The sequence below is a fragment of the uncultured Gilvimarinus sp. genome, from assembly GCF_963975215.1.
GTDB lineage: Bacteria > Pseudomonadota > Gammaproteobacteria > Pseudomonadales > Cellvibrionaceae > Gilvimarinus.
In genome coordinates this window covers 68950-94528 of record NZ_CAXBFW010000015.1, presented here as the reverse complement: position 1 = coordinate 94528, position 25579 = coordinate 68950, and the positions used below count along the sequence as shown (strand labels likewise).

Genomic DNA, 25579 nt, shown 5'->3' with positions numbered 1-25579 from the left:
AATTAAGTTATGGCCCATCCATTCCCTTTACGTCCAGCCGGCTATTTAGCTTTGGTGAGCCCGAGCGGGGCGACATTATTACCTTTTACCCCACTCACACCGACAAGTGTTTGGTGAAGCGGGTGGTGGGGGTTCCCGGTGACCGGCTGAGGATTCGGGGAGCCGAGCTTTGGATAAACGGTAAGAAGCTCGAGCAAACGGCACTGTCAGGTGATTTGCTGCAGGAGTCGGGCGGCATGAAGCCCCACCAGATTAAGCTAAGCGGTGAGGGTGGGTTGCGAACGATCGAGGGTGAGATACAAGTCCCGGAGGGACAGTATTTTGTGATGGGCGATCACCGCAACAACAGTTACGACTCGCGCTATTGGGGCTTTGTCGATAAAACTCAGGTGGTGGGCAAGGTGACCGCCGTTGGGCTGAGCTTTTCCGGCGAGTTCTTTCAGCGTATCGCCACTAAGTTGCTTTAACCCTTAGTGTGGGCGGCGGCTTACATAGGCGCGGGGTGATGTTGCTTGTTCCGGGGTTATTTTCCGATACAGAATGTGAAAAGATACTGTAAATCAATAGCTTAATGGTTTTGCGGAGTAAATGCGGATCAATATTTACCAGCTTTACTCATGTAACCCATTGATTTCCATGTTACTCATGATACTTCATGGCAACCAATAATTTTATGGTTCTTCTACGGTAATGTTCTTTGTTCAGTAACCAAGCTTATATCTAACGTCCTTCAATCAACTCTCCAAAGAGCTCCTTCACCTTCGCTTTGGCGTCAGTAAGCGCAACACGACCCTGTTCGGTGATTTCATATAACCGCCGGTCACGGCTGCCTGTGCGTTCATGGTGAGAGGTGAGATAGCCCTTTTTCTCTAGCCTATGCAACATCGGATAAAGAGTCCCCGCGCTGATCTCATAACCATGACCGCGCAGCTCTTCGATGATGCCAAGCCCAAAGATGGGCTCTTCGGCTGCGTGATGCAGAATATGTAAACGAATCAGTCCACCGTAAAGATCTTTATCGGTCATTTTCCGAACCTCATAAAAACGTAGCCAAAAAGCCACCTACGACGCCGCTCCCTACGACTACTAGCCAGGGTGGCAGCTTCCAAAACATTAAGGCAACCAGTGCGATCAGGGCCAAGCCAAAGTCTTGAGGCGCGTTAACCGCACTTATCCATACAGGTTTATAAAGGGCGGCTAGCAGAAGGCCAACCACAGCTGCATTCACGCCACACAGCGCCGCTCGCATTTGAGTATTGCCACGTAGGCGTTCCCAGAATGGCAAAGCTCCCATTATCAGTAAGAAGGACGGCGTGAAGATCGCTAGAAGGCAGATCAAGCCACCTAACCAGCCGGATGGAGCTTCGTTCATAGAAGCTCCAAGAAACGCCGAAAAGGTAAACAGAGGACCAGGTACTGCCTGCGCAGCACCATATCCTGCTAGAAAAGCGTCATTGGAAACCCAGCCGGATGGAACTACCTCGGCTTGCAATAACGGCAGTACGACATGCCCACCACCAAAGACCAGCGAGCCAGCACGATAAAAGGCATCCACCATTGATAGAGTCTGATTAGGAAATATAACTGATAACAAGGGCAAGCCCATCAGCAACGCAAAGAAAAGCATCAGCCAAAACACTCCTACTCGACGCCGGATGGCAATTGGCAAGGAGTCATGTACAGCTTCATTCTGAGGTTTGAAAAACAACAGACCAAAGATTGCTGCCATTACGATGACTCCAATCTGACCCCAAGCCGATGGCACCAAAAGCACAAAACATGTTGCCGCAGACATGATTGTGATGCGCGGGGCGTCTGGACAGAGGTTGCGGGCCATACCCCATACGGCTTGTGCGACTACGGCTACGGCTACCACCTTCAACCCATGAAGCACACCAGATGGCATCACATCACCGTAACTACTGATGCCTAGAGCAAACAGGATTAGGGCAATCGCTGAAGGAAGCGTGAAGCCTGACCATGCGGCCAGCGCTCCGGCATAGCCGGAGCGAGATAGCCCGAGGGCGATACCGACCTGGCTGCTCGCCGGTCCAGGCAGAAATTGACAGAGAGCAACTAGATCAGCATAGCTAAGCTCGGTCAACCAACGTCGCCGCGTAACGAATTCATCACGGAAATAGCCCAAGTGGGCAATTGGACCACCGAAAGAAGTCAAGCCCAACCTGAGGAAAATTAAGAAGATAACCCAAGGGCTGCGATCGCCGGTAGTCGTGTCGGGTATGTTCATAACTGTGTCTCGCTCTGACAATCTAAATAGTCGAAATACGATATCGAAGTTCGATAATTAAGTAAACCCGTTATTGTTTATGTCCAAAAAACCACCGTTTTGTGAACACCTTGAGGGGGGTGCCATTTCGCATGGATTCTTGGCGTGTCATCTGTTAAAATACCCGTATATTTTTCTATGTAAATTAATTGTACATGAATCAACGTATTGGCTATGCCCGCGTTTCAACGGATGATCAAAACCTGCACCTCCAAAGGGATGCTTTGGAGAAAGTGGGCTGCCAGGTCATCTATGAAGACAAAGCCAGTGGGAAGAACACTGAAAGGCCGGAGCTTGAGGCTTGCCTGAAAGCTCTGCGTTCAGGCGACACGTTGGTTGTTTGGAGACTGGACCGCCTGGGACGAAGCTTGGGTGATTTGGTCAAACTCGTGACGACCCTGGAAGAACAGAAAATCGGATTTGAGAGTCTTCAAGAAAAGATCGAAACGACAAGTGCCTCTGGCAAGCTGGTTTTTCACGTATTTGCTGCACTTGCTGAATTTGAGAGAAACCTAATCAGCGAGAGAACACGAGCTGGATTAAGGGCTGCGCGGGCGCGTGGCCGACTTGGTGGACGTAAACCAAAGCTGAAACAGAAAGATATTCGCGAGATTAAAGCTCTACTCAAGGATCCAAATATACCCGTCTCTGATATTGCCAAGCGATTTGGAGTCTCTAGAACAACTATTTACAACAGGGTCGGGGTAGTTAAACCTGACCGCGAGGGTACGAAGGCATGAATGCGTATCACTTTCAGGATATTTTAAGCGAATCGGAAGAGCCCCTTGTCAGGTATGATGCTTGTAAAAGCATGGCACGGGGGTATGCCAGCTCCGTCTCCGATGATGAGCATCGTCTGGCTGTAGCTCGATCATATTGCGCCGTTCTGGTGACTTCGTATTGGAGTGAGGTTAATTCGCGCCACGGCTCTAAGCTTAAAATTTTTCCAGTTCCCCGTGATACATTTCTCGCTGATGTTGCGTCAGATGCTGAAGACGTTGCAAAAAGCACAGGGCGAGTAATCGCTCAGTTTCCCGATATTGATGCGGGATTTTTGATTGGCTCAATCTACACAGCGATGTTACCAGTGGCTTTCCGCTCAAAGCTGGGAGCTTACTATACGCCGCCTCCTTTAGTTTCCCGTCTACTTGATTTATCCGAAGATGCTGGGGTTGATTTCAGTAAAGCGTCCATAATAGATCCAGCCTGTGGTGGTGGAGCATTCTTAGCTCCTGTAGCAACACGAATGCTTGAAAAATCGAAAAGCACGTCAGCAGAATGGAAGATTCGGCAGATAGGTAAGCGATTGAAGGGGGTGGAGATAGACCCCTTTGCCGCCTGGATGACGCATGTTCTTCTTGAATCGGTGCTCATTGATTTGTGCATTAAGGCCCGGAAGAGGTTACCAAAAGACGTAATAACTGTTGGTGACGCACTTGCATATGAGTCATCGACAAAATTTGATTTGGTGATTGGCAATCCCCCATATGGGAAAGTTACGCTTGATACAGGTTTAAGAGATAAATACGCACGTTCATTGTTCGGTCACGCCAATCTTTATGGCTTGTTTACTGACCTTGCATTGAGAACCGCTAAGGAAGATGGAGTCATCGCCTACCTCACGCCAACATCATTTCTGGGCGGTCAGTATTTCAAGGCGCTACGAGAATTGTTACTTACTGAAGCGGCACCACGAGCTTTCGACTTCATTTCTAACCGAGAAGGAGTGTTTGATGACGTGCTCCAGGAAACATTACTGACGACCTTTAAGAAGGGAGCGCGACGTGGCCCCTCTAAAGTATCACTTCTCGTCCCGCAAGGGCTTAATGAAGCTAAAGTAGAGCACATTGGTAAAGTGGGTATTGTTAAGGGCGATGGGCCTTGGCTAATTCCCAGGGTATCAAAAGACGCAGCTTTACTTAACCGTATTAAGAAGATGCAAACACGGCTTCCTGACCTTGGATATGTTGTATCCACTGGAAAGTTGGTTTGGAATCGGCATAAAGCTCAGCTTAAATCAGAAAAGACGAAAAATTCGTTACCGTTGATATGGGCCGAGTCAGTTACAGCTCAAGGCTTTAAATTCTCAGCAGTGAAACGGAATCATGTTCCCTATATCGAGGTGAAGAACAACCAACAACACCTTATTACACGGGAGTCATGTGTTTTAGTCCAGAGAACTACATCAAAAGAACAGAGTCGTCGGGTTTTGGGCGCAGTCATCCCCCAAGACTTTATCGACCGAAACAACGGCGTTGTAGTTGAGAATCATTTGAATATTGTTTACTCCGACGGTCTGATCAGAGAAGTGACTGTCGAAACGATTAACGCTCTCCTCAACTCAGAGGTCTTCGACCGCATATATCGCTGTATAAGCGGCAGTGTTGCAGTCTCTGCCTATGAGCTGATGTCGGTTCCTCTACCCACGATTGAAGGCTTGACAAAGCTGCAGAAGATCATTTTGGCCGGTTCTGATAGACTCACGATTGAGAAATGTGTAGCCAAACTGTATGGAGAGAACAAAGTTGAGCTGGCCGAAAGTACCAAAACTGGAGGTAATCGCTGAGCGATTGCCACAGATCTTCCCAGATGGGACAGAAAATCGTAACTACGTTACCCGCGAAATGGCGGCCCGCACGCTTTATGTAATGTTCTATGCAGGAGCGATTGACGGACAGGAGCGCTGGATTCGTCCGAGCCAAGTTACTGACATGTCGGATGAGCAGGCAGTGCTGCTGTCGGACGAGGAGCGCAACGCTTGGGTCGAACAGGCTCTCTCCAGCAAGAAGGAACGGCCAGCTAACACTTGGTACGCTCCGAACTCGCGAGAGCCCGTCAGGGATGAGACTATACGGTATGGGTTCATTGCTTTGGGGGCGGTTTTGGAGAGAGCTGGTTTGCCAGTCACTACGCCACTACCAAAATATGCGATGACTCAAAAATTTGCGGCTCTTTTTGATGAGAGCTTAGTCGGCCAGTATTTGGAGGATGCGATTCTTGCTTGGCAGAAAGCACACCTCAATCCGGCGGCACTCAGCCGGATAAGATTGTTAGGAGCGAACGCGGCTGCGGCCAACTCCGATACCATCACAGCTACGTTACCCAACGCCGGTGTGGTAACCCTTGAGTCAGGGCCTTCTGGTGTAATTGGAAAATGTGTTATCGAGGATTTTGCGCCTAAGTTCCTCAAGAATCCTGCTGTATTGTGGTTATCACAGTCCGGTGAAAAAGTTGGAATTGATCTCGCCAGTAGGTTGAAACTGAAGATCGATCCATCAAAGACACTACCGGATGTCATATTGGTTGATTTGGGAACCAAGACAGATGGCAGCGATATGCTTTTCGTATTCATTGAGATCGTAGCCTCTGATGGCCCAGTAAATTCTGTCCGTAAAAAGAAATTAACTGAGATTGCGGTGGAAGCGGGATTTAGCCCTGAGCATTTAGCTTTTGTTACTGCCTTCCAGGATCGCTCCGCACCAGCATTCAAGAAAGCTATGTCGGAGTTGGCGTGGGGTACATATGCTTGGTTTTGTTCAGAGCCTACTAACATTATTGAACTCAAGGATGGTGAATCTCACACATTATCCGAATTCTCTTTAACATGAAAAAATCTTACTTTGATTTGGGGGATATATGATTGATCTCACAGTAACCATGTATACAGCACTAGGCTTTATCGGATTTATTCTATTCCTTTGTGGCATCCTCTACGTCAACGCAGATCGATTAGAGCGCTGGGTGAATACCAAGCTCGACCGTCGCCCCAAAGGCGGTTGAGATTTATTTTGAAACTCCAAACTTAATGAATAAACAGTCGCAGTTAAAAAGGAAGCACCATCATGTTTGGGCGTACTATCTCAAGCATTGGTCAGTTGATGGTAAGAATGTTTACTATACGACAAAGAAGGGCAACATCGCTTATGACAGCGTTTACGGTCTAGCTGCCGAGCGGGATTTTTACAAGATAAACTTTTTGGACGATGAGGACATTGTATTTATTAGAAGGTTTTCCTCAGCAAGCCCGGAAGAACTGAGGGAAATTCATGATAGTTATCTAAAAGACTTTTATAATGCTTCTCGCGCATACAAACTTTCTCAAAAAGTAACGCCTCCTGAAATTGTGAGACAAAAACTCATTGAGTTTCAGCACAATGCTTTGGAAAACCTTCACGGAGCCCATGAGTCAGAGTCCGTTGAAATACTGAAAAGAATGAATCAAGGTGATTTTTCGGTATTTGATTCATCAGAAAATAGAGTGAAATTTACCCAGTTTTTTGCAATGCAAATGACCCGGACAAAGTCATTTAAGGATAAAGCTTTTGGCTTTGCGGTAGATGAAGAAACGTTTAAGAGCTACCCCAATCCTCCTTATTCATTCGAGAAATACCAACATTTGATGAACAAAAATTGGTGGTTTCTGAGCTATATGTTTGGAATGAATATAGGAGCGAATTTAACGGCTACCCGTCATCAAGACAAACATGTTCTGCTAGAGAATAATACATCTGAACCATTCATCACTTCTGATAACCCTATCATTAATGTTCATGAGTCGATCAAAAGTTCTCATGGAAGAACGCCGCCCGAATTTATGGATGCGTTTTACCCAATATCTCCTAGGTACGCCTACATGGTAAATAATTCGAACCAGTACCCACCAGGAAAGGTATCCATAACTCACGAACAAGCTATTTCTCTTAACACTCAAATGGCGTTCAGGGCGAACGAGCATATTTTCGCCCAGACGGATTCCCAAATTAAAGAAATCAAACAATTGGTGAAGCGAGCAAGAAAGTAGCCCTTGTAGTTAAGTCTTCACTATTGAGCTTCTCACCTCTACCCCCCTAAGAATCACATCCTCGTTGCTGCTCAATACTTAACCAGTTGAATTCATTGGGTCTCGTAAAGCAATGTTAGGAGTCCCATTTGTTCGTAACCAGCTTTTTAATAGTGATTTCCGTTCAGGTAGGGTCTCAAAAAGCGACTTTGTGAGACTCAAGCACCGTTTGAACGGTGGGTAATGTAGGAATGAGGCGAAATGGGTCTCATAACAGCCTTTTACGAGACCTTCTTTTGGGGCTTGACCGATCCAAAAAACCTATTAATATTAATGACGTAAATGGTAGCTGGCCGAAAACAGCAGTTTATGTAAACAAGGCGCTTGCCTTTATCTAACCAACCCTCTGGGGGACTGTCCCCCGTATGGGCATTCCTCCGTCTGTAACCCTTCGGAGGAACCCCTGATGAACTTCATCCCCATTCGTGAACCCCTGACGCTAGATCGTCATCGTTGCCGCTGCTTGCAGTTGGCAAATGCCCCTCCTCGCTACTGTTCTCTTGAATTTGTGGCGTACCTGGCACTCGATCATGAGCAGCCAAATTCCAGAGGACCACCTCTGCCTCAACCATGTGAGCCTGGCGTATGCCGAGCTTGCACCATGCCCCTCCCCGTCTCTGTCGCCAACGGCGAAAACAGAGACGGGGTAGCAAACCCCGCCGAAAGCCTTGTGCCTCAATGGCTCAAGGCTTTCGCCCCGCGCACGAATGTGCGCGAACACAGCCGCGCAAGGCGGCGAGCGCTACGCGCTAACTTTCCAAGAAAAGCGACTTCACCAGCCGGAGCTGCTGGCAGTTTGTTCCAACGGAACAGACCAGCCAGTGGCGAGAGCAGCCCGCTCCATAGCAGTGTTGATCGTATGTAAATGACCGTGGGTGCTCGGTTTATCCACCCTTTGCCAGGGCAAGAACCCTGATTTGGCCTCAGCACGCGAAGCTGATTAAAAAAATCGCGTTTATCACTTACCAATGATTTTCGGGCAGGCCAGAACCAGAACAAGAAGGAATAGCACTATGCGCTCAGAACGATCCAATCCGGATGCCAGAAACTATGGCCTTAAGAGCCGTGATATGACGCGGGCGGGCCTCAACGCGCTCAAAGAGGGGATGAGAAGCTTTGCTTCAATTGCAACGATCCATGACCGTTGGAGCGTTTTTTCATCCTGGATCAAGACAGAACAGGGCATAAAGGACATGCGGGACATCGAGAAGGCCCATCTGGTGGCCTACGCGGCCCATCTGAACGATAGGTTTGAGCGTGGCGAGATTTCTCCTTCCACTGCCCAGAACTACCTGTCGGCAGTAAACCGGGTGATGGAGATTGCTCGTGGCGACCGACAAGTCAGAGTAGCGCCTGTCGCGGAGGGCGGGCTTCCCAAGCGTTCAGGAATCGCATCGAGCGACCGGAGCGTTTCGGAAGCGGCCCACCAGGCAGCTATAGGGGCTGTCTCAGAACGGCTGGGAGCGCTGCTGGAGGTGCAGCGCAACTTTGGCCTGCGATTCGAGGAGTCGGCCAAGCTTGATGCGACTCGGGCGCTGAAACAGGCAGAGAAAGAAGGGGTTGTTGCCATCAAGGACGGAACCAAAGGTGGTCGCCAGCGTATGGTGCCGATTACCTCTAATGCTCAGATAACCGCTCTTCAGAGAGCTGCGGCCATCCAGGATGGCCGCAGTATGATCCCAGGCAACCAGACATATAGAGAATTTCGGCAAGAGGCATATCGGGAGATTGGTCGTCAGCCGGTGAACTTCCATGGTGAGCGCCACCACTATGCTCAGGAGCGCTACAGGGTCCTCATGGGGGCCGATAGCCCTATCCGCGCTGGTGTGGCCCACGGTCGGGCTCATCATGAATACCTGTCCAAGGAACTGGGGATCTCGGTCGCCCAGGCCAAGACACTGGATCAGGAGATTCGTGCTGAGATAGCGCGGGAGCTGGGACACGGGCGTATTGACGTTACAAACTCATACTTGGGGTAAGCGATGGAAAAATGGGTAAGAGAGCGAGCACATGTGTATGTTCGCCATGGTGGCAAGACAGCCAGACGGGCGATGGTGAAACGGCTGATTGCTGCACTGTCAGATATTGCGGCCCATGAGCAAGGCGTAAGCCAGCCTAATCAGGTGGGTAGAGCACATATCCACAGGTACTATGCGCGGCAGAGCCATCTGAGCAGTACAACCCTACGGGATCATTTCTATGCCTTCAGACTTCTATGGGAGCTGTTAGGCAGACCAGGCGAACCTCCCAGGCCCAAGTAGACAAAAAACCTCTTTGCGCCCAAAAAGGGAAAAAGTAGCTTCGTGCCTCACGGCCATTGTCCGATAACCTATCTTCAATTTCCGGAACCGCCGGAAATAGAGAGGTAGCTGGCCTCCTCAAACAAACAGCAAGTTTAACCATCATCCCAGACAGGGGTATCCCTGTACTGGGAGACCCCTCAAAACTATTTGAGGTGCAAGATGAAAAAACTCGAAGTCAACGGCTTGGTGCTTCCTTTGAATGATTCCCATGTGTATCAACGCAGAGGGATTGTCATGGCTCACTGTGAGTCAAAAGGAAATCTCCACTTCACGGTCCTTCGGTGCCTTGATGGCCGATTTACGAAAAGCTATTTCGGTTTGGCCCGATGTGACAACGAGGATGACTTCATCGAGATAATGAAGTCGGGCGACAAGTTTGAGCCAGTTTCTGATTGGTTCTCGCGTTCCCGATAAATCATTTAAACCCGTAACCGGGGCTTCCCGGTAACGGGTGAGCCCCTTTCAATCAACTATTGTTTGGAGCTCTATATGTATTTTTCCACATTCGTTTTGGTCATGATTGTAACGGTTGGCGTTATCGCGTTTGGCGCTTCAGTGGTAGCCCGTGCTCTCAACGTCATCGTTCGATCAATGTTCAAAGCGCGGCCCGTACGGGTCGTCAGTCAAAACGCGTCGCCATTATCCGGGGACGTTATTGAACCGGAGCGATCAGAGCAGAATCCTCCTGTCGGATTCATTACTGGCCGCATCATTGATGGTGAGGTCATTCGACCTGCGCTCCACTGCAACAAATCACTTGCCGGTCCTCGGTAAGTATTAAACCACCCAGCCGGGTACTAAGCCCGGTAGGGCGAAGTCCCGGCTTTTTATTTTTGGAGAATAGACATGCTGGGACAAATTCAAAATCAACCAGAGAATCACCAGTTCGATGTGTGCGGACGTGTGTACTACACCGACGTCTGTTACGACAACGGAAAAGGTGAGCTGGTCGCTGAAACGGTTAACGCAACGTCGCATGACGACGCCGAATCAGTGTTCCGGTCTAATCTGATGGAACACGCCCGTAAATTCGATCTCGTTGTGGACCGGATTGAGATTACCTTTACGCTCGATCTTGCCTACGCGAAGTCGCACTACGGCGCGGTGAATTAATGAAGCCCCTGGGGACGCCCTTGGGGGCTTCCCTCCTTCCCATAGGAGGTCCTTATGGATAACACAGTATCCGTCCTTACTGAGCTTTCCGATGCGCAGGCTTTGGCTTTAGCACAGCTTGTAAAGCGAATTGGTTGGCAAGAATTAAGGAGTAATGCTGTTAACGATGATGAGGCGTATCTGATGAAGGATGCGTTAGCATCTCTGCAAAGGGGTCTGGCCGATTGCGGGTATGCTCCTCGATAGTGAAAGGGGCCAGATCACTGGCCCCTTTTTGATTTCCTGACCAGCCGAGAGTTACTTCTTTTCTTGGTGGCTACCGTACCCGTTGTGTCATCTATTGACTGGAGGATCTTCTCTGCCTTTCTCTTCGCGGCAGAAACTATCTTTGGATCCTCGCTCTGAATAATCTCTTTGAGATTTCTTGCCATAGCCCTCCCTCCAATCACTCGTTTTCGATCAGCTCTTTTCGATACTCTCCACCGGTTCCACAAAGTACAAGGGTTTCCCCTTGTTTACGACCATGGGAGGAGTTTCATCGGTTTGAGGGGCAAACATATAGGCCCAATCGGGCAGATTCGCGCTGATCGCGCCGATGATAGATACACTGTCCAGGGTCACCCCTTCCGGGACATTCAGTTTTACAGATGAGGCTTTCACACCTTCAGTTGTGAACGACCAGGCCTGACCACCTCCCAGGAACGCAGGTTCAAATCCTTGACTTGGCTCTATGATCTGAGAAGAGAGATAGCATGTCTTTGAGTAGTGATCGACAGAATCTGGCGAGGGGCATCCCTGATTTGCGTCAATAATAGTTATCTGACTGAACAGAAAAGCGCTTCCGCCCCCAAACACTGCTTTTTGGTCGTAGTTCTCTAGCGTGGCTTCATATGTATAGCCAAGGCTACCGAGGGCCTTTTTCATTGCGGAGGTAGTCACTTCTGACATCTTCGCACGGGCCTGAACGGCATCTGTGGCCATGCTGGAAGGCATCCAGCCGAACAAAGAGTCTTTCGCAAAGTTCGACGTTGGCTCCAGGGCTGCAAACAAGAGGCTGGCTCCCAGTGCTTCTCCCCCGCTCCAATTTGCTCCTCGATCCCACATGAGGATATCGGCATTGGAAGCGACCTTGTAAAGCTCGTTCTCTGAAAGGTGTTTTCTCTCTGTATCCCGCGCTTCAGTGATACCCCCGGCCTGAGCGAGGTTGTACGCACGGGATTTCTCCGGTTGATAGGTTGCGGGGTCGGATGACCCGGTGGTTGCACAACCTGCCAGTGATAGAACTACAGCAGCAGAAGCTGTCGCGATGTATCGTTTCATGGGTTTATCCTCCGTTATCTTTAAAAAGTGTCTCACGACTTTAAGAAAACGCAACCCAAAAACTTTGGTTAATCCATAAAAAACAATGGTTTGTACTGACGGTACAAACTTACCCTAAATTTGGCTTTGCGCCCAAAATGGGCAAGAACACGTGCGTGGTCTAGTGATAGGAGTATTTAGTATGAGGGGGAGTTTTTAACAGGAGATTTCCCAATGTGGACCATACACTCTGTCGGTGATTCGGCATTCTTGGAGCAGGTCTTGATAGCTGTTTCCATGATCACGGGAACTGGCGATTTCACACAGATGGCATCGGTAGGGCTGCTTATCGGTGTCTTAATAGTTTTCTTCCAATCGATTATGAATGGAGCCAAGGAAATACAGATTGGCACTATTTTGGTGGCATGGATTTTCTATGCTATGGCATTTGGACCATCCACGACTGTCCTTATTGAAGATGCGTACTCTGGCGAAGTTCGGGTCGTTGATAATGTCCCAGTGGGGCCAGCAGCGGTTGGTTCTGTTGTCTCAAATGTCGGGTACTCAGTTACAAGCCTATTCGAGCAGGGGTATTCATTTATTTCACCGGGTTCGACACAGAATCGATTTGCTGACTCCCTTCACCTGATAAATCAGCTTCAAGATGCTGCCGTTAACCCGGTTGTATTTAAAGCAATGGATAACGCTGTTGGTGGAGAGGGTGTCAACGTCGAGCTTTCAATTCACAACTACATACGAGAATGCACGCTAACAAAAATTGATTTGCATCAAGCGTCAATTCAAGACTTATTTACCGCCCCTGCAATGCAAGCACTTCGTTTTGAATCAGACTTATATGGAACTCGGCTTTATCTTGGTGGCTCTCCCCAGGATTACACTTGTTCTGAAGGGTTTGTCGCGCTTAGCAACGCACTGAATGAAGTTAAAGGCAACTATTTGGTTCATGAAGCCATCGAGCGAGGAATGAGAGACGCTAGTGGCGATGTCGCTGGAGTCGGTGTGTCAAATCGCCTTTATGATGCATTAGCGAGTCTTGGTATGACGGGATCTAATGCTCAGGACTACATACTAACAACCGTGCTTAAACCGATATATGAAGATGCTGCCCAGGGAAAGTATCAGGATATGCGGGATTACTCGTCGGCAATTATGCTGAACCAAGCTATTCAGCAAAGGAATACTCAATGGGCTGCTGAACAATCAATGTTTATGACTATCGTTCGCCCGATGATGACGTTTTTCGAGGGTTTCGTTTATGCCGTAACACCTCTGGCTGCATTCTTTATGTTGATGGGCCGGTTCGGTATCGGCTTGGTCGGAAAGTATTTGGTGACACTCGCATGGATTCAGCTCTGGATGCCGGTGTTGTCAATCATTAACCTCTATATTCATATGTCCGCTACAGGTGCGTTGAGTGCCCTGGAGAACGATCCGTTTTCTACTTTCCACGGGATAAGCGAGGCATACCAAATAACATCTAATTGGCTTGCAACGGGAGGCATGTTGGCTGCGGCCACTCCAGTGATTACTCTGTTTGTTGTAACCGGCTCCACGTACGCAATGACTTCCCTCGCAGGCCGTTTGAATGGCGGTGATCATATCAACGAGAAAATCTCTACTCCCGACGCCATTAAGCCCTCAGCGGCGTTGGACATGATGCCGAAATCTCAATTTGATGACTTCCGAGGGCTTCAACTTACCGGTTCTGAGAGCATGGTGGATAAGGTGAACGTCGGTAGCATGCTCAGTAGTGCGGTTAGTTCCTCCCAGGCATCGTCTGCCCAAGCAACACAGTCGTTTGCATCCCAGCTTTCTAATTCTGTTTTCTCCGGGGCCTCTGCTGAACAGAGCTATGCCCGTTTACAAGGGCTTGGGCAATCCCTTCGTGCATCTGACTCTTCACATGCACAGGCGATTTACGGCCAAGCTCAGGATTACGCTCGACAATATGGTTTGAATGAGAGCCATACAGATGCCATTGCTGGGGCGATTGGTATGCAAGCCAGTGCGAATGTTGATGCCGGGCAGGTTGCGGGAGCCCTGTTGGCTGGCCCTGCTGGAATGGCAATAGCGAAGGCAGCACCAGTCGATGTCAAAGGAGGAATTTCTGGTTCGGCAACTTCTACCTCCACCGATCAACGTCAGCAGCTTACAGGCGATATGGACCGGCTTGCCAAGAATGTTGGTTTCACTGACAGCGATTCAGCAGCTTTGACTAGGGATATAGCTCGTCAGGTCAATACGCAGAGTGGTCAGCGCTTTACGAACTCTCTTGGAGAGGAGCAGCGTGAGCAGTTTTCTGAATCTGCGACCCAAGCCTTAACAGCACAAAATACTTATCAGCGTCTCGCCAGCGCTCAATCGAGCATTGGAACGACGAGTGCAATGGATATGAGGGCCCTGGCGGAGACAGTAACCAGCAGTCCTGAAGCTCATTCACAGCTAAGAGATGGGATGCGGATGGCTTCACCCGAAACACGCCAACTTGCGGCTGAAAAATCCCAGTTTTATGAAGCGTTGGGAATGGATTCAGCAAGAGCAACCGCAGGCGGTCAGCTCTATGCGCTTCTTAATTCTGGTAAAGCATCGGAACAGGCTATTGCTGCCGAAACCATCGCAAGTGCTACGGGCAGCGCGACAACCGTGAAAGATTCCAATGCACAGCAAGATCTTTTGGAAAGCTCTCCAGCGATAACGCATGGTATAGGTGCGCGAGAGCTTCAAGAACCTCAGAGCATGTCGAAAGAACAAAAAAATCAGGCCAGGGCAGGTGTGCCTGGGGAGAGCGCAGTGCTTCAGCGTCATAACCAAAACCTAAGCCACGTAGAAGCGGCAGACTCTGAAAACAGAGACGACTACCGGGGAGAGCGGCTCGGTGCTCTGAGAAGTCAAATTATGGCGTCTGAAGTCGAGCCATCTAGCTCGGCGAGTATCTTCTCTACTACCGAGGGTATTGGCCGATTCTTCGACCAAGTAGTTGGTGGGGTTAGTGCTGGAGCAGGCGGTTTCTCGGATGATTTTGCAGGTTCGATGGAGCACCTCGCGGCCATGACTCCCCAAGAGCGCGACCAGTTTATCGCTGATTCAAACCGTGGCGATCAGTACATCCAGGATGAGTACGGCGTAGCGGGTCATATCGCGACTGGAGCCGCAGATCTGGGGCGTTCGATTATCGGTGCCGGGGTCAGCGGATACACAGCGGCCAAAGAGTGGATTACTGGAGAAAGTGATTTGTCGGAAGCTGCTAAAGACATGTCCATTAGGGAACGTGGGATGTTCTTTGCGGCAGCGTTTGCCAGTGCATCAGAGGAAGGTGCGGAGCACGCACAGCGTTTTGTTGAGCAATATGGTGACGAGTTCCGTGAGATGGCAGCCCAAACGGCTGTTAATGAGCATGGCCTTCAGTCTGAAGCCGGTGCGCAACTGTTTGCGTCGTCGCTACTGGGAGCAAGTGACGGGCGTGAAGCTGAATACAGGCAGCAACTTCAAAGTGAGTTCGGCGGTGACGCCGATCTGGCAAACAAAGCAGCAGACATTATTGAGGCTTCTGCGGGTGCCGGGCGCGAGCAGGCCGGGGGTTATCTGATGCCAGTAAGCCGCTATATGGCTGTACAGAATGGAGAGTAAAGGAGCGTTTCATGAAAAGAGAAGCTGTGGCAGTGATTGATAAGATTATTGGACACGCGGAAGCGGGCGAATTCATGGCACCCTGCGGGGAGAAGATGAGGATGCGAATATACGCTCATAGAGAAAATATGCGCTCGATCATTCTGACTAATGCTCTGCTTGAAAAGCTGGCGAAGAAAGCAGGTGTAAGGGCGTTCGAAATGAAGATTGCAGCTCTAAGCGTTCGGTTACCAATCGGGCGGAGATATGACACTAGGCGATTAGCGGGAAAGGGGATTGAAATTTTGTTAACTCGATAACTTACCTTAGAGAGCTGGTTTCATCCAGCTCTCTTCTATTGGCCTGTCCAAGGTTGACCGTCCCATTTTTCAAATTGTGGTCCTGAACCATCTGGCGATGTGAACGGAATCCTGTCTATTTGGCTGTCATCCCAAACTGACGAACGATCCTGCTGCGATGAATGTACGTTGCAACCTGATTGTGCGTTCCTTCTGCTAACAGTAAAGCTCAAAATTAACGCGAGCGGAACGAGCGATAATATCAAGCCGCCGATGCCAGCAATTTTGTAACTAACGAACAAAGTTAGAAGGACGAAGATTAATAGTTTCATAGCCTATTTTCCGATGAAAATTATCCTAAGTTAAATCCTACCTCTGCTCTCTATAAATGCAAGTCGCTCAATATTCCGTTCATAGAACCATAAAATGATACTGTAAAAAAACACAGTAAAACCCCTTGCATATCCCGGATCTCGTGGTATTTATATTGATATGTTTTGCAATGCTTTGCTTTAATTATTGAGGAGTAGTTATGTTTGCTGAAAAATGCCTTTGGTTCGTTCTCGTAGGGTTCATCTATTTTTGTATAGGACAGTTGCTGACTTCAGATGATTTAGCCTATTTTGCACTGTCTGTTGCCGGTGGGGTTGCACTTACTCTGTATCTGCCAACGTCTTACAAGAAGCGATTCACAGAGGAGGCGTAACAATGTCACCTATAATTTCAATGTCCGATCTGGATAACCAGGCTGCTCAGATTACTGAGCAGCGCCCGGATCAAAATGTGTTTGAGTTGGATCTCACCCTTTGGAACCTGCTGGCAACTCTCTGCCGCCATGCTCCGAGTGTAGCCAGAGAGCAGTTTTCACTACCGCAAAGCACAGTGGTGGCCTTGGCTGCCACGCCACCTCACCAATTGTCCAAGTTGGCTTCAGGCGTAGTTTTAAGCTTTCAGTTACACACACCGGAACCGGAAGTGTCTAACTTCCTATCTGCTGAGTACGAACGCGCTATTCCACCTGGATTTGCTGGAATGGAGGGTGTGGAGCGAGAGTTTGATGTGACGTACTGGCTGACGCTCAGAAACTTGGCTCGCCGGGACGCTCCAATGGCCGCAACCGCATTTGGTGTCAGCCATTCACTGGCGAAGGCTGTGGCTGAGGCAACCGATAATCAGATCCGTCAACTGGTAACAGAAATTTGTACAGCCTGCACTCTGCGATTTGGGCCGGAGATTGTCGAAGGTCTGTTGCCTTCAGCAGACCTTCGTAAGCGTAGACAGGCGTTCTTCATAAAGTATCAGCAGAGCCTGTCGGTGGGAGGCAACGTATGAATACCCGTAATAACCCGTTGCACCTGTGGGTTCAAGCACGTGAGATGGCTCTCATGGGATACGTGACTCGCATTATCATCCTGGAGACTGGATTGACAGATAAACAGGTACGCAGGATTTACCGAGATCTGGAAGATGATGGGTTGGAGGTCGGCAAAAACAGGACCTCCAATACCATCAAAAGTGGCGCTTCCTTGGTAACTAATCAGCTTTCCAAGCTCCACGCTTCGCTTCTGATGGGATTTTATCGACAAATGGGCGGGACATTCGTTGAGTCCTCAACCTGCATTTCTGCGCTGGATCGTGCATACCGGATGTATCGTGCAGCAATCAGTGAGATTGCCCCTGTCATCTCGCCAATAGGTAAGGAAGCATTCGAGATGTTTACGATTTCTGATGCCTGGTGCTTGGCGTCGGAGATGCGCTCTGGGGACGCGATGTTTGAGCATTGTTGCGACTGCGGGTGTGACTTTTTCACCTCTGTGAATCAGGCGACGGGAATACACTGCCCGCACTGTTTTCAGCCACTGAATGCGAAAGGTGCGGAGATGCCAGCGGTTGAAGTCTTCGCTGAGCCAGCTTGAGCTACCTTTCGCCAACTTTGAAAAACTTTCACATGTGAAAGAAAATTTGGGCAATTTAACGCTATGCGCCCAAAACGGTAAATTACACATCCGCTGGGAGGGCCGGATGCTCGATATGATCTCTCGAAAAGATTTTCGGAGAGGTCAATATGCGAAATTCACCAGGCTTGATGAGAGCCATTGCCTACCTTTTAACTGTCACCACGACTCTGATGCCCCTTCACGGCGTGGCTCAAGAGTCACCTGAAGTTGATAGCCAGGACTTTTTAAGTCAGCTCGGTCGCGAAGGCCAGAATCTGGGTATGGAGCTTGGTAACGAAGCCAAAAACACTCCAGCCAAGGTCCAGAACGGGCAAATCACTGTGCCCACCAAGGACGAAAATGGCAATCTACAGTACCAGGGCGGCATCCAATTCAGCGTTCAAAGCCTGTACCCAGGTAGCAACCCTTCCAACACCTCCGTCCAGAACGAATATTTCTCTGATGGCATAGCCCCTGACCTCGATCAGCTTCAGGGAATCTATGACTCGGAAGAGGGAATGGGCGAAACCGGTAGCGAGGCAAAGGACTCCCTCTGGGAAGATGCCTACAGCGACACCCCCTCTATCTCAGGTGCCGCGTATAAAGTTCTGGTGGACTCCTCAAATCAAAGTCGCCCGGATTTCAGTTCCGACCCGATGTTGGGGCTCACCAACGCCACATACGAAAACATTGATGTGATTGCTGAAGGCTTCGGCGATTGTTCCGCCGAAACAACCTTCGACGAAATTACCATGTCGGTACACAACCCAGAGTACGAAACCTGCGACCGTGTGACCGACAAAAGTGCAACCTGTGAAGTTATTCACGACTATGAAGCAGCAGTGGTGAAGCATCATAACGGTCCATACAACATTTCCCCATGTGATGGAGCTGGTGGTGGATGTTCTGACGTGTGGATCGGCAAGGTGGGGGACAACTACTGGAGTGGTAGCTGCTCGATTTACGAGGAATTCACGGAAATCAAAGTCGTCAATCCTGCTGCCATTACTCAGGCCACGTTGATCCGTGCCAAGTGGGATGACTACATGCAGATATGGATTGGTGAGCCTGGTGAAGAAGTAAAGGTTTGGTCTGGACCCAATAACAATTTCCCGCCTGAGACAGCCGCCGGTGCGTGTGAATTGAGTACAAGCTGGGACGAGAACCCTAATCTGGATCTGACCAGCTACTTCCGGAACGCCCCTGAAGACTCGGTGATTCGCTTCAAAATTCGCGTATCCGTCTCGGGTGAGGGTGAAGGCTTCGGGAAGATCCGTATTAAGTACGACCCCTCTAAAGCCATAATCAAAGATGAGTGGTCACCGGATAGCTGCATCGAATCTGCTACTGGCGTGGTGGATGGTTTTGCAGAAGGGAGTCTGACCTGCGTGGACGACCCGCGTGACGCGGAAGGCTGCACCTACACCAATGGCATCAAAATCTGCGAGGACAGCCTGAAGCCTTCTCCCATCCCCGGTATCCCCAACCTTTGCAAGAAAGTCGCTGTAGATGCCGACTTCGATTTCTACAAAGGGGATATGGAGTGCTACACCGATGTCAACGGTGAGGAGCAGTGCCCAGTCAACGAAGGTGGCAACCTAAATACGTGCCAGCAGTACGAAGAAAACCCTCAGTGCGGCTTTATCAGCTCGGAGTGTGTTGGTGGTGCTCAGGGTAACTCTGGCGTGTGCTATGTCAAAGAAGAGACGTGGGACTGCGGAAGCAGTGTGGACATCGACACTGTTGAGAAAAAAACCGAGTACCAATGCGGCGGGGCCATCCGTTGTATGGGAGACGATTGCCTTGACCCGACACAATCTACTGACCAAACCGCGAACTTCGCCAAAGCCTCAGCGTTGCTGAACGCTGCTCAGTTTATGACTCAGGACATGAGCTGCACCGGCCAGGATGAAGATGGCAACGCAACTGGTGAAGAGAACGTGACTTGCACCGCCTTCGGTGGTGAAGCGGGGGAATGCAAGATTGCCGTTGGCGGCGTTTCGGACTGCTGCGAGAAACCCTCTAACGTGAGCATGGCTGATTACCTAATGATGATTCGCCAGGTTCCGAAGCTTGATGGTGCGGTATTGGCGCTTGAGGATACCAACATCATCAAAAGCTCGTACCAAACCCTTCGTGAGCCAGTCATGAACGCTTGGACGGAAGTGTCCCAGCCTTTCACGAACTACATGGATAACATCTCTGGTGCCGTCGAAGAGATCTGGTCGCCTATCGAGGAGCTGAAGAACCAGCTCATAGAAAAGCTGAAAGAGCAGGCTAAGGGTATGTTGCAGGACGTGATGGGTAATTTGGCCCAGGATGGCGCGACCGAGGCGGCAGCCACTGCTACGGCAGATAGAGCGGCTGAGGAGGCAATGACGGAAATGGCGAACCAAGCCGCTTCCATGCTGGGTGCGGCGATGACGGTCTACACGGTGTATGTGGTCGCTGTGGCCGTAATTCAAATGGTCTATGCCTGCGAACAGGAAGAGCTGGAAATGAACACCAAACGGGCGACGGATAGCTGCACTTACGTCGGCTCATACTGTAAGGAAGAGGTTCTCGGAGCCTGCATCGAGAAGCGTAAAGCGTATTGCTGCTTCAACTCACCACTGTCTCGAATCATCCAGGAACAGGTGCGGCCTCAGTTTGGTCAGGACTTCGGAACCCCTAAGAATCCGAGTTGTGGAGGCATTCCCTTTGAGCAGATCGCTCAAATAAACTGGGATGCGGTCGATCTGGATGAGTGGCTTGCCATTCTCCAGCAGAACGGTCAGTTTCCCAATGGATCCAATATATCTATGGACGCCCTCACAGGCTCTGGCAGTGTTTTCAATATCGACGGGGACCGTTTGCCTGCTGATCAGCGTGCAATGGATCGCGTTGATGACATAGACGTGGATGCAAAGCGTCGGGAGGCAATGGACAAAATAGAAGTGAATCCGGGCGGGCCAGGAACCTAACGATAAAAATACTGAAAAACTGCCTTATGCGCCCAAAATGGTAAAAAGCGCGTTCTTCGGTTAAAGGTAGTTAAACCGAAAATAGCTCCTAGAGAAATCAAAGGAGCTATTTTTATGAAATCCCAAAAGAAAGATCGAGAGCATCACGTTGAGTCGGACGTGCTTTTAACGGTACGTGATGTTCAACGACTTTTACGCATTTCAAATCCGACGCTGAGCCGCATTCGGGCAGATAAGAACGCTGATTTTCCAAAACCCATTGCTGTAACTACAAAAGCGGTACGCTGGAAGCGCGCTGACGTAGAGGATTGGCTTGAGCGTCGGAAGGTGGATTGATGGGAGGCAAGCCCTTTACTGCCTACCATCAAAGTCTTATTGAGCAGGCAGAAAATCAAGAGCTGAACCCTGAAACATGGTTCATGCCGCAGCTGTTTTGTCAGCTTAGTCCATTGCCTGCGGCCAATACTGATAAAAACCTGTTTCAGCGCACCAATGGCAATGTCAAAGTGTCGGTATTGTCCAGCGAGCGTGTTCCCGCAGGGGGACTGGTAAGGCTTTTATTGGCATGGTTAACCACACAAGCCAAGCGACAGAAAAGCCCTGAGCTTGCTATTGATACAAGCCAAAGCCAATTCCTGAAAAGTCTTGGACTAAGCAATAGTGGTCGATATGCAGCTCTACTGCTTGAACAGGTCAATCGTTTGGCTCGCTCTACCTTTCAGATAGAGAGAGCGCTGGGAAACGGGGTAGAAATTGAGAATGTGCTTGTATCCCGTAAGGCGCTTATCTCAATGCGCCCTGGTAAAAATTCGAGTTGGTCATCAACGATCCGTCTAGATGAAGAGTTCTATCAAAGCATTTTGAGCAATGCTGTGCCAGTTTCCGCCCACGCGATCAAAGCTTTGACTAAAAACCCGCTCGCCATCGATTTCTACTGTTGGTGGAATTGGCGAGTCCACTCGATGTCGCGCAGAAAGCAAATTGAAATCCCGCTTGATGCTCTGAAGCTTCAGTTCAGCAGTGAAACGAAGGAGCGGAGAGACTTCCGCCGAAAGCTGGAAAATGCCGCTATATTAGCGTCTATTTTCCATCATGAGATTTTCAACAGCACGCTATTTCAAAGCGATAAACTGATAATTACCAAGACGAATCCTCATATCGCCCCTAGGTGAACAAAAGCCTCGGGGCGAATCCTTCTTCGTTCGCGTCTCCTCATTCAAAGTCCTAGTTAGCCTACTTCGATTACGGTAATTATGATAATTACAGCTACTACGGACGGCATTCGGGTTAAGTCGAATTCGCCCCTTGGTGGATAACCCTGTTCATAACTGATGTTATCCACGTCACTAGCGCCACACAGTAGCCAGGCCTGTGAAATCAAGGGGGCTAGCAGGTTTTCGCAAGTTATCCACGACACTAGCGCCACGCCAGCTACGTCACTAGCGCCACACCTTTACGACACTAGCGCCACGCTTGGAAGGAATGATTAACCCATAACCGATTGATTTTAATTAAAAAGTTCGTTGCATGGAAAGTCTGCAAGTAGTTCTTTTCAAGTAGTTTTAAACAAATAATAATTTACAACTATTGGTGACAGGGGAAATGTGGAAAGCCAGCAAATTGCATTGATGTAGGCACTTTCCAGAAAAGTTTCTCAATTCGGCTCAAACCGCCCAAAATGGGCAAAAGCAGACCCGTCGTTTCGCACCTCTCTCCTTCATCATAAACCCATCAAAGCGAATCAAAGACAATGTGGGTGAATGATGTCTGAAGCAGAACAGTTATCGTGTGTGATGAATGAATTGGCGGAAATCAAAAAAATTTTGGCTGATTTCGTTTCGGGAACAGCGTCGAACGACACCAGTAACGTGAACCTCCCTCCTTCTGGAAAGGAGTATCTTACTGTCGATGAGGCGGCAGCTTTGATCGGTTCAAAGCGGAGCTATATCTACAAGCTGACTCATGAGAAAAGAATCAGCTTTACAAAGCCGGGGGGGAATCGTGTATTGATTAAACGCTCGGACCTTTTGGATTGGGTTGAGGCCAACCGCATCAAATCTCAGAAGGATGTGCAGAACGACGTTGAGCAGTTTATGAAGAACTCTCGCCGTCCTAGACGTAAAGCGCCTAAGCGATAGCCATGGGGACTGCCTGCCCACAGCGGGAGCATCTATTGTCCTCACTTTCACGCTCTTTGAATATGTCTGGAAAGCTTCTCATGGCCGTTACGCGGCGACTCTCAAGAATGTCGGCGTATATTTCGGTAGTACGTAATTCACTGTGTCCAAGAAGCCTAGAGAGTGAGTATATGTCTACTCCCCGGTTGAGCTGCGCAACGGCGAAAGTGTGTCGTCCAGCGTGGAAAGTAACGTGTTTTGTTATCCCAGCTCTCATTGCCCATTGCAGCAGCGCCACGTTGAAGTAGCTATTGTACTTGAGGCCGACGAAAACTCGGTCGTCTGGTTCGCCCTTTTGATCTATATCCAACAGCTTTACAGCCGAGTCTGGAAGGTCCAGATACACAAGGGAGTTCCCACCGTTCTTGAGCTTTTGCTGGTCAAAAATGATTCGATAGTGGCCGGGCTCAAACTCCTCAATTTCACGCCATGTGAGTTTATTGATGTCACTCCAGCGGAGACCGGTAGTGCAACTGAACAAAAAAGCGCGTTTCAGGACATCGTAGCGACACTCTGCTTTTGTCAGCGCACGAACCTCATCCAGAGAGAGGTAGGTTCGCTTAGTGTTTTCTGCCTTGACACTTTTCACCCGTTGAACCGGGTTGTCCCTGATCATGCCCTCTCGATATGCTTCATTCAGAGCAGCCCGGACTTTATTGAAGTAGCTCGATGCAGTATTTTTGGCGAGCCGGGTCTTCGATTTGGTGAGCTTTTCCTCCAGTAGGTACTTGCGGAACCCTTCCAGGAACGGCTTATCAATCTCCTCAAAGGTGAGTTCAGCTCTGCCGTGGTAGTTTCTGAGGTGCTTACCTGCCGAGATCCAGATTGAATAATTAGATGCGCTTCCGGATTCTTTGGTCGAGGTTAATTGGTCATAGTAGTCAAAGAAGCTTGAAGCTAGTTTCACGCGGTCTTCAAGCTGGAATTTATTGGCATGTGACTCAACGAGACGCGCAGACCTTGCTGCTTCTGCCTGACGCATCATCTCCTTGTTGTGCTGCCGCTCAGCTTGAGTCTTGGGATTGTGATACACGTACAGCCTAAGAGGCTCGTAATCCCGCTTAGGTCTCTTCTTGCCATCCTTTCCTTCGACCACACCGTAGTAGTACACCAGGCGAAGCTCCTGAAGCCCCTTCGAGTTGGGGTTCCGCTTGTTAACAGATACTTTCATGTTTGCTCCAATCTTGATCCCATTGCTCCCAGATTCTAACCTTGGAGCAAATTGGGATCAATTTATAGTGAAACGGAGCAAATTAGAAGAAAACGCGGGAAAAAGGTTTTTGAGGCAAAATCGAATATTCCCCTTACAAAACAACAAGTTATTTTGATATGTTTTGATAGGTTTCACGGGGATTTACCGCTTCAGAATGAGGTTCACTTCCCGATACAAAAAGACGAAAAGATTCGCCCCAGCAGGTCATCCGGGGTGAATTCCCCGGTGATTTCTGACAGCTGGTTTTGCGCATCGCGTAAATCCTCGGCCAGTAGCTCGCCGGCGGCGTGCAGGGCTAGCTGCTCGGCACCCTGGGTTAGGCAGTTAGCGGCAGCAGCCAAGGCATCCAGGTGGCGCTGGCGCGCGGTAAAGGTGCCTTCAGTGGTGCTTTGGTAGCCCATGCAGGATTTAAGGTGTGCTTTTAAGGCGTCGATACCCACACCGGTCTTGGCGCTGATTTGCACACTAGCCGGTGGCAGCTCCGGGGCGTTGACTAAATCGACCTTGTTGTATACCACACTGACTTTATCTGAGTGCTGCAAGCGCTCGGTAAACTCGGGCCAGACGTTTTCCGGTTGCCAGTCGGGGTGCTCGATCGCCTCTTGGGCGTCGATGAGTAAGATAATTCGGTCGGCCTGATCGATTTCGGCCCAGGCCCGCTCGATACCGATTTTCTCTACCGCGTCTGAGGCCTCTCTTAGCCCCGCGGTATCGATGATATGCAGTGGCATACCGTCGATATGAATATGTTCTTTAAGTACATCCCGGGTGGTGCCGGCAATATCGGTAACAATGGCGCTTTCGCGTTCGACCAACGCGTTTAGCAAGCTGGATTTACCGGCGTTGGGTTTGCCGGCGATCACCACCCGCATACCATCGCGCACCAGCTGCCCCTGTTTTGCCCGAATAATCAGAGCGTCCAACTCGTGGATAATAGCGTTTAAGTCACTCTGAACCTTGCCGTCGCTGAGAAAGTCGATTTCCTCTTCCGGGAAGTCGATGGCGGCCTCTACGTATATGCGCAGTGCAATCAGCGACTCTACTAAGGCGTGCACCTGATCGGAAAACACCCCCTGCAGGGAGCTTAGCGCGTTGCGTGCGGCTTGCTCGGAGCTGGCTTCGATCAGGTCGGCAATGGCCTCCGCCTGAGCCAGATCGAGCTTATCGTTTAAAAACGCCCGCTCGGAGAATTCGCCAGGCCTTGCCATGCGGGCACCGTGGTGCTTAACCGCCTCCAGCAATAACCCCAGTACCACGGGGCCACCGTGGCCTTGTAGCTCGAGTACATCTTCGCCGGTAAACGAGTGGGGGCCGGGGAAGTAGAGGGCAATGCCCTGGTCTATCTCGCGTGCCTGGGTGTCTGTAAAAGGTAAGTAGTGAGCGTAGCGCGGGGACAGTGTTTGGCCGGTGACGGCCTGGGCGATATCGGCCGCATCGGGGCCTGATACCCGGATAATACCGACACCGCCACGCCCGGGGGCAGTGGCGATGGCGGCAATCGTGTCGTTACTGACGTACATG

Annotated in this window: 21 protein-coding genes; 16 read left to right on the top strand and 5 right to left on the bottom strand. The window is 49.8% G+C overall.

All coding sequences use genetic code 11. The features are described 5' to 3' along the window. Positions 1 to 467, top strand: a 467-nt coding sequence (gene lepB, locus AAC019_RS11310; protein ID WP_339898993.1) for a signal peptidase I, incomplete at its 5' end; no start/stop codon positions are given. A 253-nt stretch (positions 468 to 720) separates the two neighbouring features. Here lepB and AAC019_RS11305 read toward each other — a convergent pair. Beyond that, entirely contained in the window at positions 721 to 1026 is a 306-nt protein-coding gene (locus AAC019_RS11305; RefSeq protein ID WP_339898991.1) for a PadR family transcriptional regulator, read from the bottom strand. A 10-nt stretch (positions 1027 to 1036) separates the two neighbouring features. Further along, positions 1037 to 2248: a chromate efflux transporter gene (chrA, locus tag AAC019_RS11300; protein ID WP_339898990.1), complete on the bottom strand. Its 1212-nt coding sequence runs from the start codon at positions 2246 to 2248 to the stop codon at positions 1037 to 1039. A 194-nt stretch (positions 2249 to 2442) separates the two neighbouring features. On the opposite strand from chrA, the gene AAC019_RS11295 reads away from it, so the two are divergent. The 7 genes from AAC019_RS11295 to AAC019_RS11265 all read left to right on the top strand — a co-directional run bounded on the left by AAC019_RS11295 (position 2443) and on the right by AAC019_RS11265 (position 10789). Further along, positions 2443 to 3027, top strand: a complete 585-nt coding sequence (locus AAC019_RS11295) for a recombinase family protein (protein WP_339898988.1) — start codon at positions 2443 to 2445, stop codon at positions 3025 to 3027. Further along, positions 3024 to 4853 (top strand): N-6 DNA methylase, encoded by a 1830-nt coding sequence (locus tag AAC019_RS11290; protein ID WP_339898986.1) that lies wholly within the window; start codon positions 3024 to 3026, stop codon positions 4851 to 4853. Before AAC019_RS11295 ends, AAC019_RS11290 begins: the two co-directional genes overlap by 4 nt. Beyond that, the gene (locus AAC019_RS11285; protein ID WP_339898984.1) at positions 4813 to 5895 is read left to right on the top strand and encodes a BsuBI/PstI family type II restriction endonuclease; all 1083 of its coding nucleotides are present in this window, start codon (positions 4813 to 4815) and stop codon (positions 5893 to 5895) included. Before AAC019_RS11290 ends, AAC019_RS11285 begins: the two co-directional genes overlap by 41 nt. Positions 5896 to 6092: 197 nt before the next feature. Next, the gene (locus AAC019_RS11280; RefSeq protein WP_339898982.1) at positions 6093 to 7088 is read left to right on the top strand and encodes a DUF4238 domain-containing protein; all 996 of its coding nucleotides are present in this window, start codon (positions 6093 to 6095) and stop codon (positions 7086 to 7088) included. A 1052-nt stretch (positions 7089 to 8140) separates the two neighbouring features. Continuing rightward, positions 8141 to 9106 carry an integrase domain-containing protein gene (locus AAC019_RS11275; protein ID WP_172515165.1) on the top strand — a complete coding sequence of 322 codons (966 nt, stop codon included), beginning with the start codon at positions 8141 to 8143 and terminating at the stop codon, positions 9104 to 9106. Positions 9107 to 10276: 1170 nt separating this feature from the next. Further along, positions 10277 to 10543, top strand: a complete 267-nt coding sequence (locus tag AAC019_RS11270; RefSeq protein WP_339898980.1) for a hypothetical protein — start codon at positions 10277 to 10279, stop codon at positions 10541 to 10543. A 54-nt stretch (positions 10544 to 10597) separates the two neighbouring features. Further along, positions 10598 to 10789 (top strand): hypothetical protein, encoded by a 192-nt coding sequence (locus tag AAC019_RS11265; RefSeq protein ID WP_286791787.1) that lies wholly within the window; start codon positions 10598 to 10600, stop codon positions 10787 to 10789. 213 nt (positions 10790 to 11002) lie between these two features. Here AAC019_RS11265 and AAC019_RS11260 read toward each other — a convergent pair whose 3' ends face one another. Continuing rightward, a complete protein-coding gene (locus tag AAC019_RS11260) occupies positions 11003 to 11863 on the bottom strand; it encodes a hypothetical protein (RefSeq protein WP_339898979.1) in 861 nt (286 codons plus the stop codon). Between the two features lie 213 nt (positions 11864 to 12076). Here AAC019_RS11260 and AAC019_RS11255 point away from each other — a divergent pair, with 213 nt between their 5' ends. The 8 genes from AAC019_RS11255 to AAC019_RS11220 all read left to right on the top strand — a co-directional run bounded on the left by AAC019_RS11255 (position 12077) and on the right by AAC019_RS11220 (position 22806). Continuing rightward, positions 12077 to 15490, top strand: coding sequence for a conjugal transfer protein TraG N-terminal domain-containing protein (locus AAC019_RS11255; protein ID WP_339898978.1), 3414 nt, complete (start codon positions 12077 to 12079; stop codon positions 15488 to 15490). A gap of 11 nt (positions 15491 to 15501) precedes the next feature. Further along, positions 15502 to 15789 (top strand): hypothetical protein, encoded by a 288-nt coding sequence (locus tag AAC019_RS11250; protein WP_126841013.1) that lies wholly within the window; start codon positions 15502 to 15504, stop codon positions 15787 to 15789. Between the two features lie 687 nt (positions 15790 to 16476). Continuing rightward, on the top strand, positions 16477 to 17100 hold the full coding sequence (locus AAC019_RS11245) for a hypothetical protein (RefSeq protein WP_339898977.1): 624 nt from the start codon (positions 16477 to 16479) through the stop codon (positions 17098 to 17100). Then, a complete protein-coding gene (locus tag AAC019_RS11240; protein ID WP_339898976.1) occupies positions 17097 to 17684 on the top strand; it encodes a FlhC family transcriptional regulator in 588 nt (195 codons plus the stop codon). Before AAC019_RS11245 ends, AAC019_RS11240 begins: the two co-directional genes overlap by 4 nt. A gap of 149 nt (positions 17685 to 17833) precedes the next feature. Beyond that, complete coding sequence (gene traN, locus AAC019_RS11235; protein WP_339898975.1) at positions 17834 to 20668, top strand: conjugal transfer mating pair stabilization protein TraN; 2835 nt, start codon at positions 17834 to 17836, stop codon at positions 20666 to 20668. Positions 20669 to 20782: 114 nt separating this feature from the next. Further along, complete coding sequence (locus AAC019_RS11230; protein ID WP_339898973.1) at positions 20783 to 21004, top strand: helix-turn-helix domain-containing protein; 222 nt, start codon at positions 20783 to 20785, stop codon at positions 21002 to 21004. Then, complete coding sequence (locus tag AAC019_RS11225) at positions 21004 to 21840, top strand: replication protein RepA (protein ID WP_339898972.1); 837 nt, start codon at positions 21004 to 21006, stop codon at positions 21838 to 21840. The genes AAC019_RS11230 and AAC019_RS11225 overlap by 1 nt, the downstream gene beginning before the upstream one ends. Positions 21841 to 22428: 588 nt before the next feature. Next, a complete protein-coding gene (locus tag AAC019_RS11220) occupies positions 22429 to 22806 on the top strand; it encodes a helix-turn-helix domain-containing protein (RefSeq protein ID WP_339898970.1) in 378 nt (125 codons plus the stop codon). On the opposite strand, the gene AAC019_RS11215 is transcribed toward AAC019_RS11220, so the two are convergent. Together AAC019_RS11215 and mnmE are read right to left on the bottom strand one after the other, a co-directional pair. After that, a complete protein-coding gene (locus tag AAC019_RS11215) occupies positions 22796 to 24016 on the bottom strand; it encodes a site-specific integrase (protein ID WP_339898969.1) in 1221 nt (406 codons plus the stop codon). The two genes, AAC019_RS11220 and AAC019_RS11215, sit on opposite strands and share 11 nt — an antisense overlap. Before the next feature lie 203 nt (positions 24017 to 24219). Further along, positions 24220 to 25578 (bottom strand): tRNA uridine-5-carboxymethylaminomethyl(34) synthesis GTPase MnmE, encoded by a 1359-nt coding sequence (gene mnmE, locus AAC019_RS11210; RefSeq protein WP_339898968.1) that lies wholly within the window; start codon positions 25576 to 25578, stop codon positions 24220 to 24222. Position 25579: the final 1 nt, after the last annotated feature.

What these genes read in the sequence shown, in the direction of transcription:
- AAC019_RS11305 (WP_339898991.1), bottom strand. Translation starts at nt 1,026, where the DNA reads ATGACCGATAAAGATCTTTACGGTGGACTGATTCGTTTACATATTCTG.
- AAC019_RS11230 (WP_339898973.1), top strand. Translation starts at nt 20,783, where the DNA reads ATGAAATCCCAAAAGAAAGATCGAGAGCATCACGTTGAGTCGGACGTG.
- mnmE (WP_339898968.1), bottom strand. Translation starts at nt 25,578, where the DNA reads ATGTACGTCAGTAACGACACGATTGCCGCCATCGCCACTGCCCCCGGG.
- AAC019_RS11215 (WP_339898969.1), bottom strand. Translation starts at nt 24,016, where the DNA reads ATGAAAGTATCTGTTAACAAGCGGAACCCCAACTCGAAGGGGCTTCAG.
- AAC019_RS11295 (WP_339898988.1), top strand. Translation starts at nt 2,443, where the DNA reads ATGAATCAACGTATTGGCTATGCCCGCGTTTCAACGGATGATCAAAAC.
- AAC019_RS11275 (WP_172515165.1), top strand. Translation starts at nt 8,141, where the DNA reads ATGCGCTCAGAACGATCCAATCCGGATGCCAGAAACTATGGCCTTAAG.
- AAC019_RS11290 (WP_339898986.1), top strand. Translation starts at nt 3,024, where the DNA reads ATGAATGCGTATCACTTTCAGGATATTTTAAGCGAATCGGAAGAGCCC.
- chrA (WP_339898990.1), bottom strand. Translation starts at nt 2,248, where the DNA reads ATGAACATACCCGACACGACTACCGGCGATCGCAGCCCTTGGGTTATC.
- AAC019_RS11255 (WP_339898978.1), top strand. Translation starts at nt 12,077, where the DNA reads ATGTGGACCATACACTCTGTCGGTGATTCGGCATTCTTGGAGCAGGTC.
- AAC019_RS11280 (WP_339898982.1), top strand. Translation starts at nt 6,093, where the DNA reads ATGAATAAACAGTCGCAGTTAAAAAGGAAGCACCATCATGTTTGGGCG.
- AAC019_RS11225 (WP_339898972.1), top strand. Translation starts at nt 21,004, where the DNA reads ATGGGAGGCAAGCCCTTTACTGCCTACCATCAAAGTCTTATTGAGCAG.
- AAC019_RS11250 (WP_126841013.1), top strand. Translation starts at nt 15,502, where the DNA reads ATGAAAAGAGAAGCTGTGGCAGTGATTGATAAGATTATTGGACACGCG.
- AAC019_RS11240 (WP_339898976.1), top strand. Translation starts at nt 17,097, where the DNA reads ATGAATACCCGTAATAACCCGTTGCACCTGTGGGTTCAAGCACGTGAG.
- AAC019_RS11245 (WP_339898977.1), top strand. Translation starts at nt 16,477, where the DNA reads ATGTCACCTATAATTTCAATGTCCGATCTGGATAACCAGGCTGCTCAG.
- AAC019_RS11260 (WP_339898979.1), bottom strand. Translation starts at nt 11,863, where the DNA reads ATGAAACGATACATCGCGACAGCTTCTGCTGCTGTAGTTCTATCACTG.
- AAC019_RS11270 (WP_339898980.1), top strand. Translation starts at nt 10,277, where the DNA reads ATGCTGGGACAAATTCAAAATCAACCAGAGAATCACCAGTTCGATGTG.
- AAC019_RS11220 (WP_339898970.1), top strand. Translation starts at nt 22,429, where the DNA reads ATGATGTCTGAAGCAGAACAGTTATCGTGTGTGATGAATGAATTGGCG.
- traN (WP_339898975.1), top strand. Translation starts at nt 17,834, where the DNA reads ATGCGAAATTCACCAGGCTTGATGAGAGCCATTGCCTACCTTTTAACT.
- AAC019_RS11265 (WP_286791787.1), top strand. Translation starts at nt 10,598, where the DNA reads ATGGATAACACAGTATCCGTCCTTACTGAGCTTTCCGATGCGCAGGCT.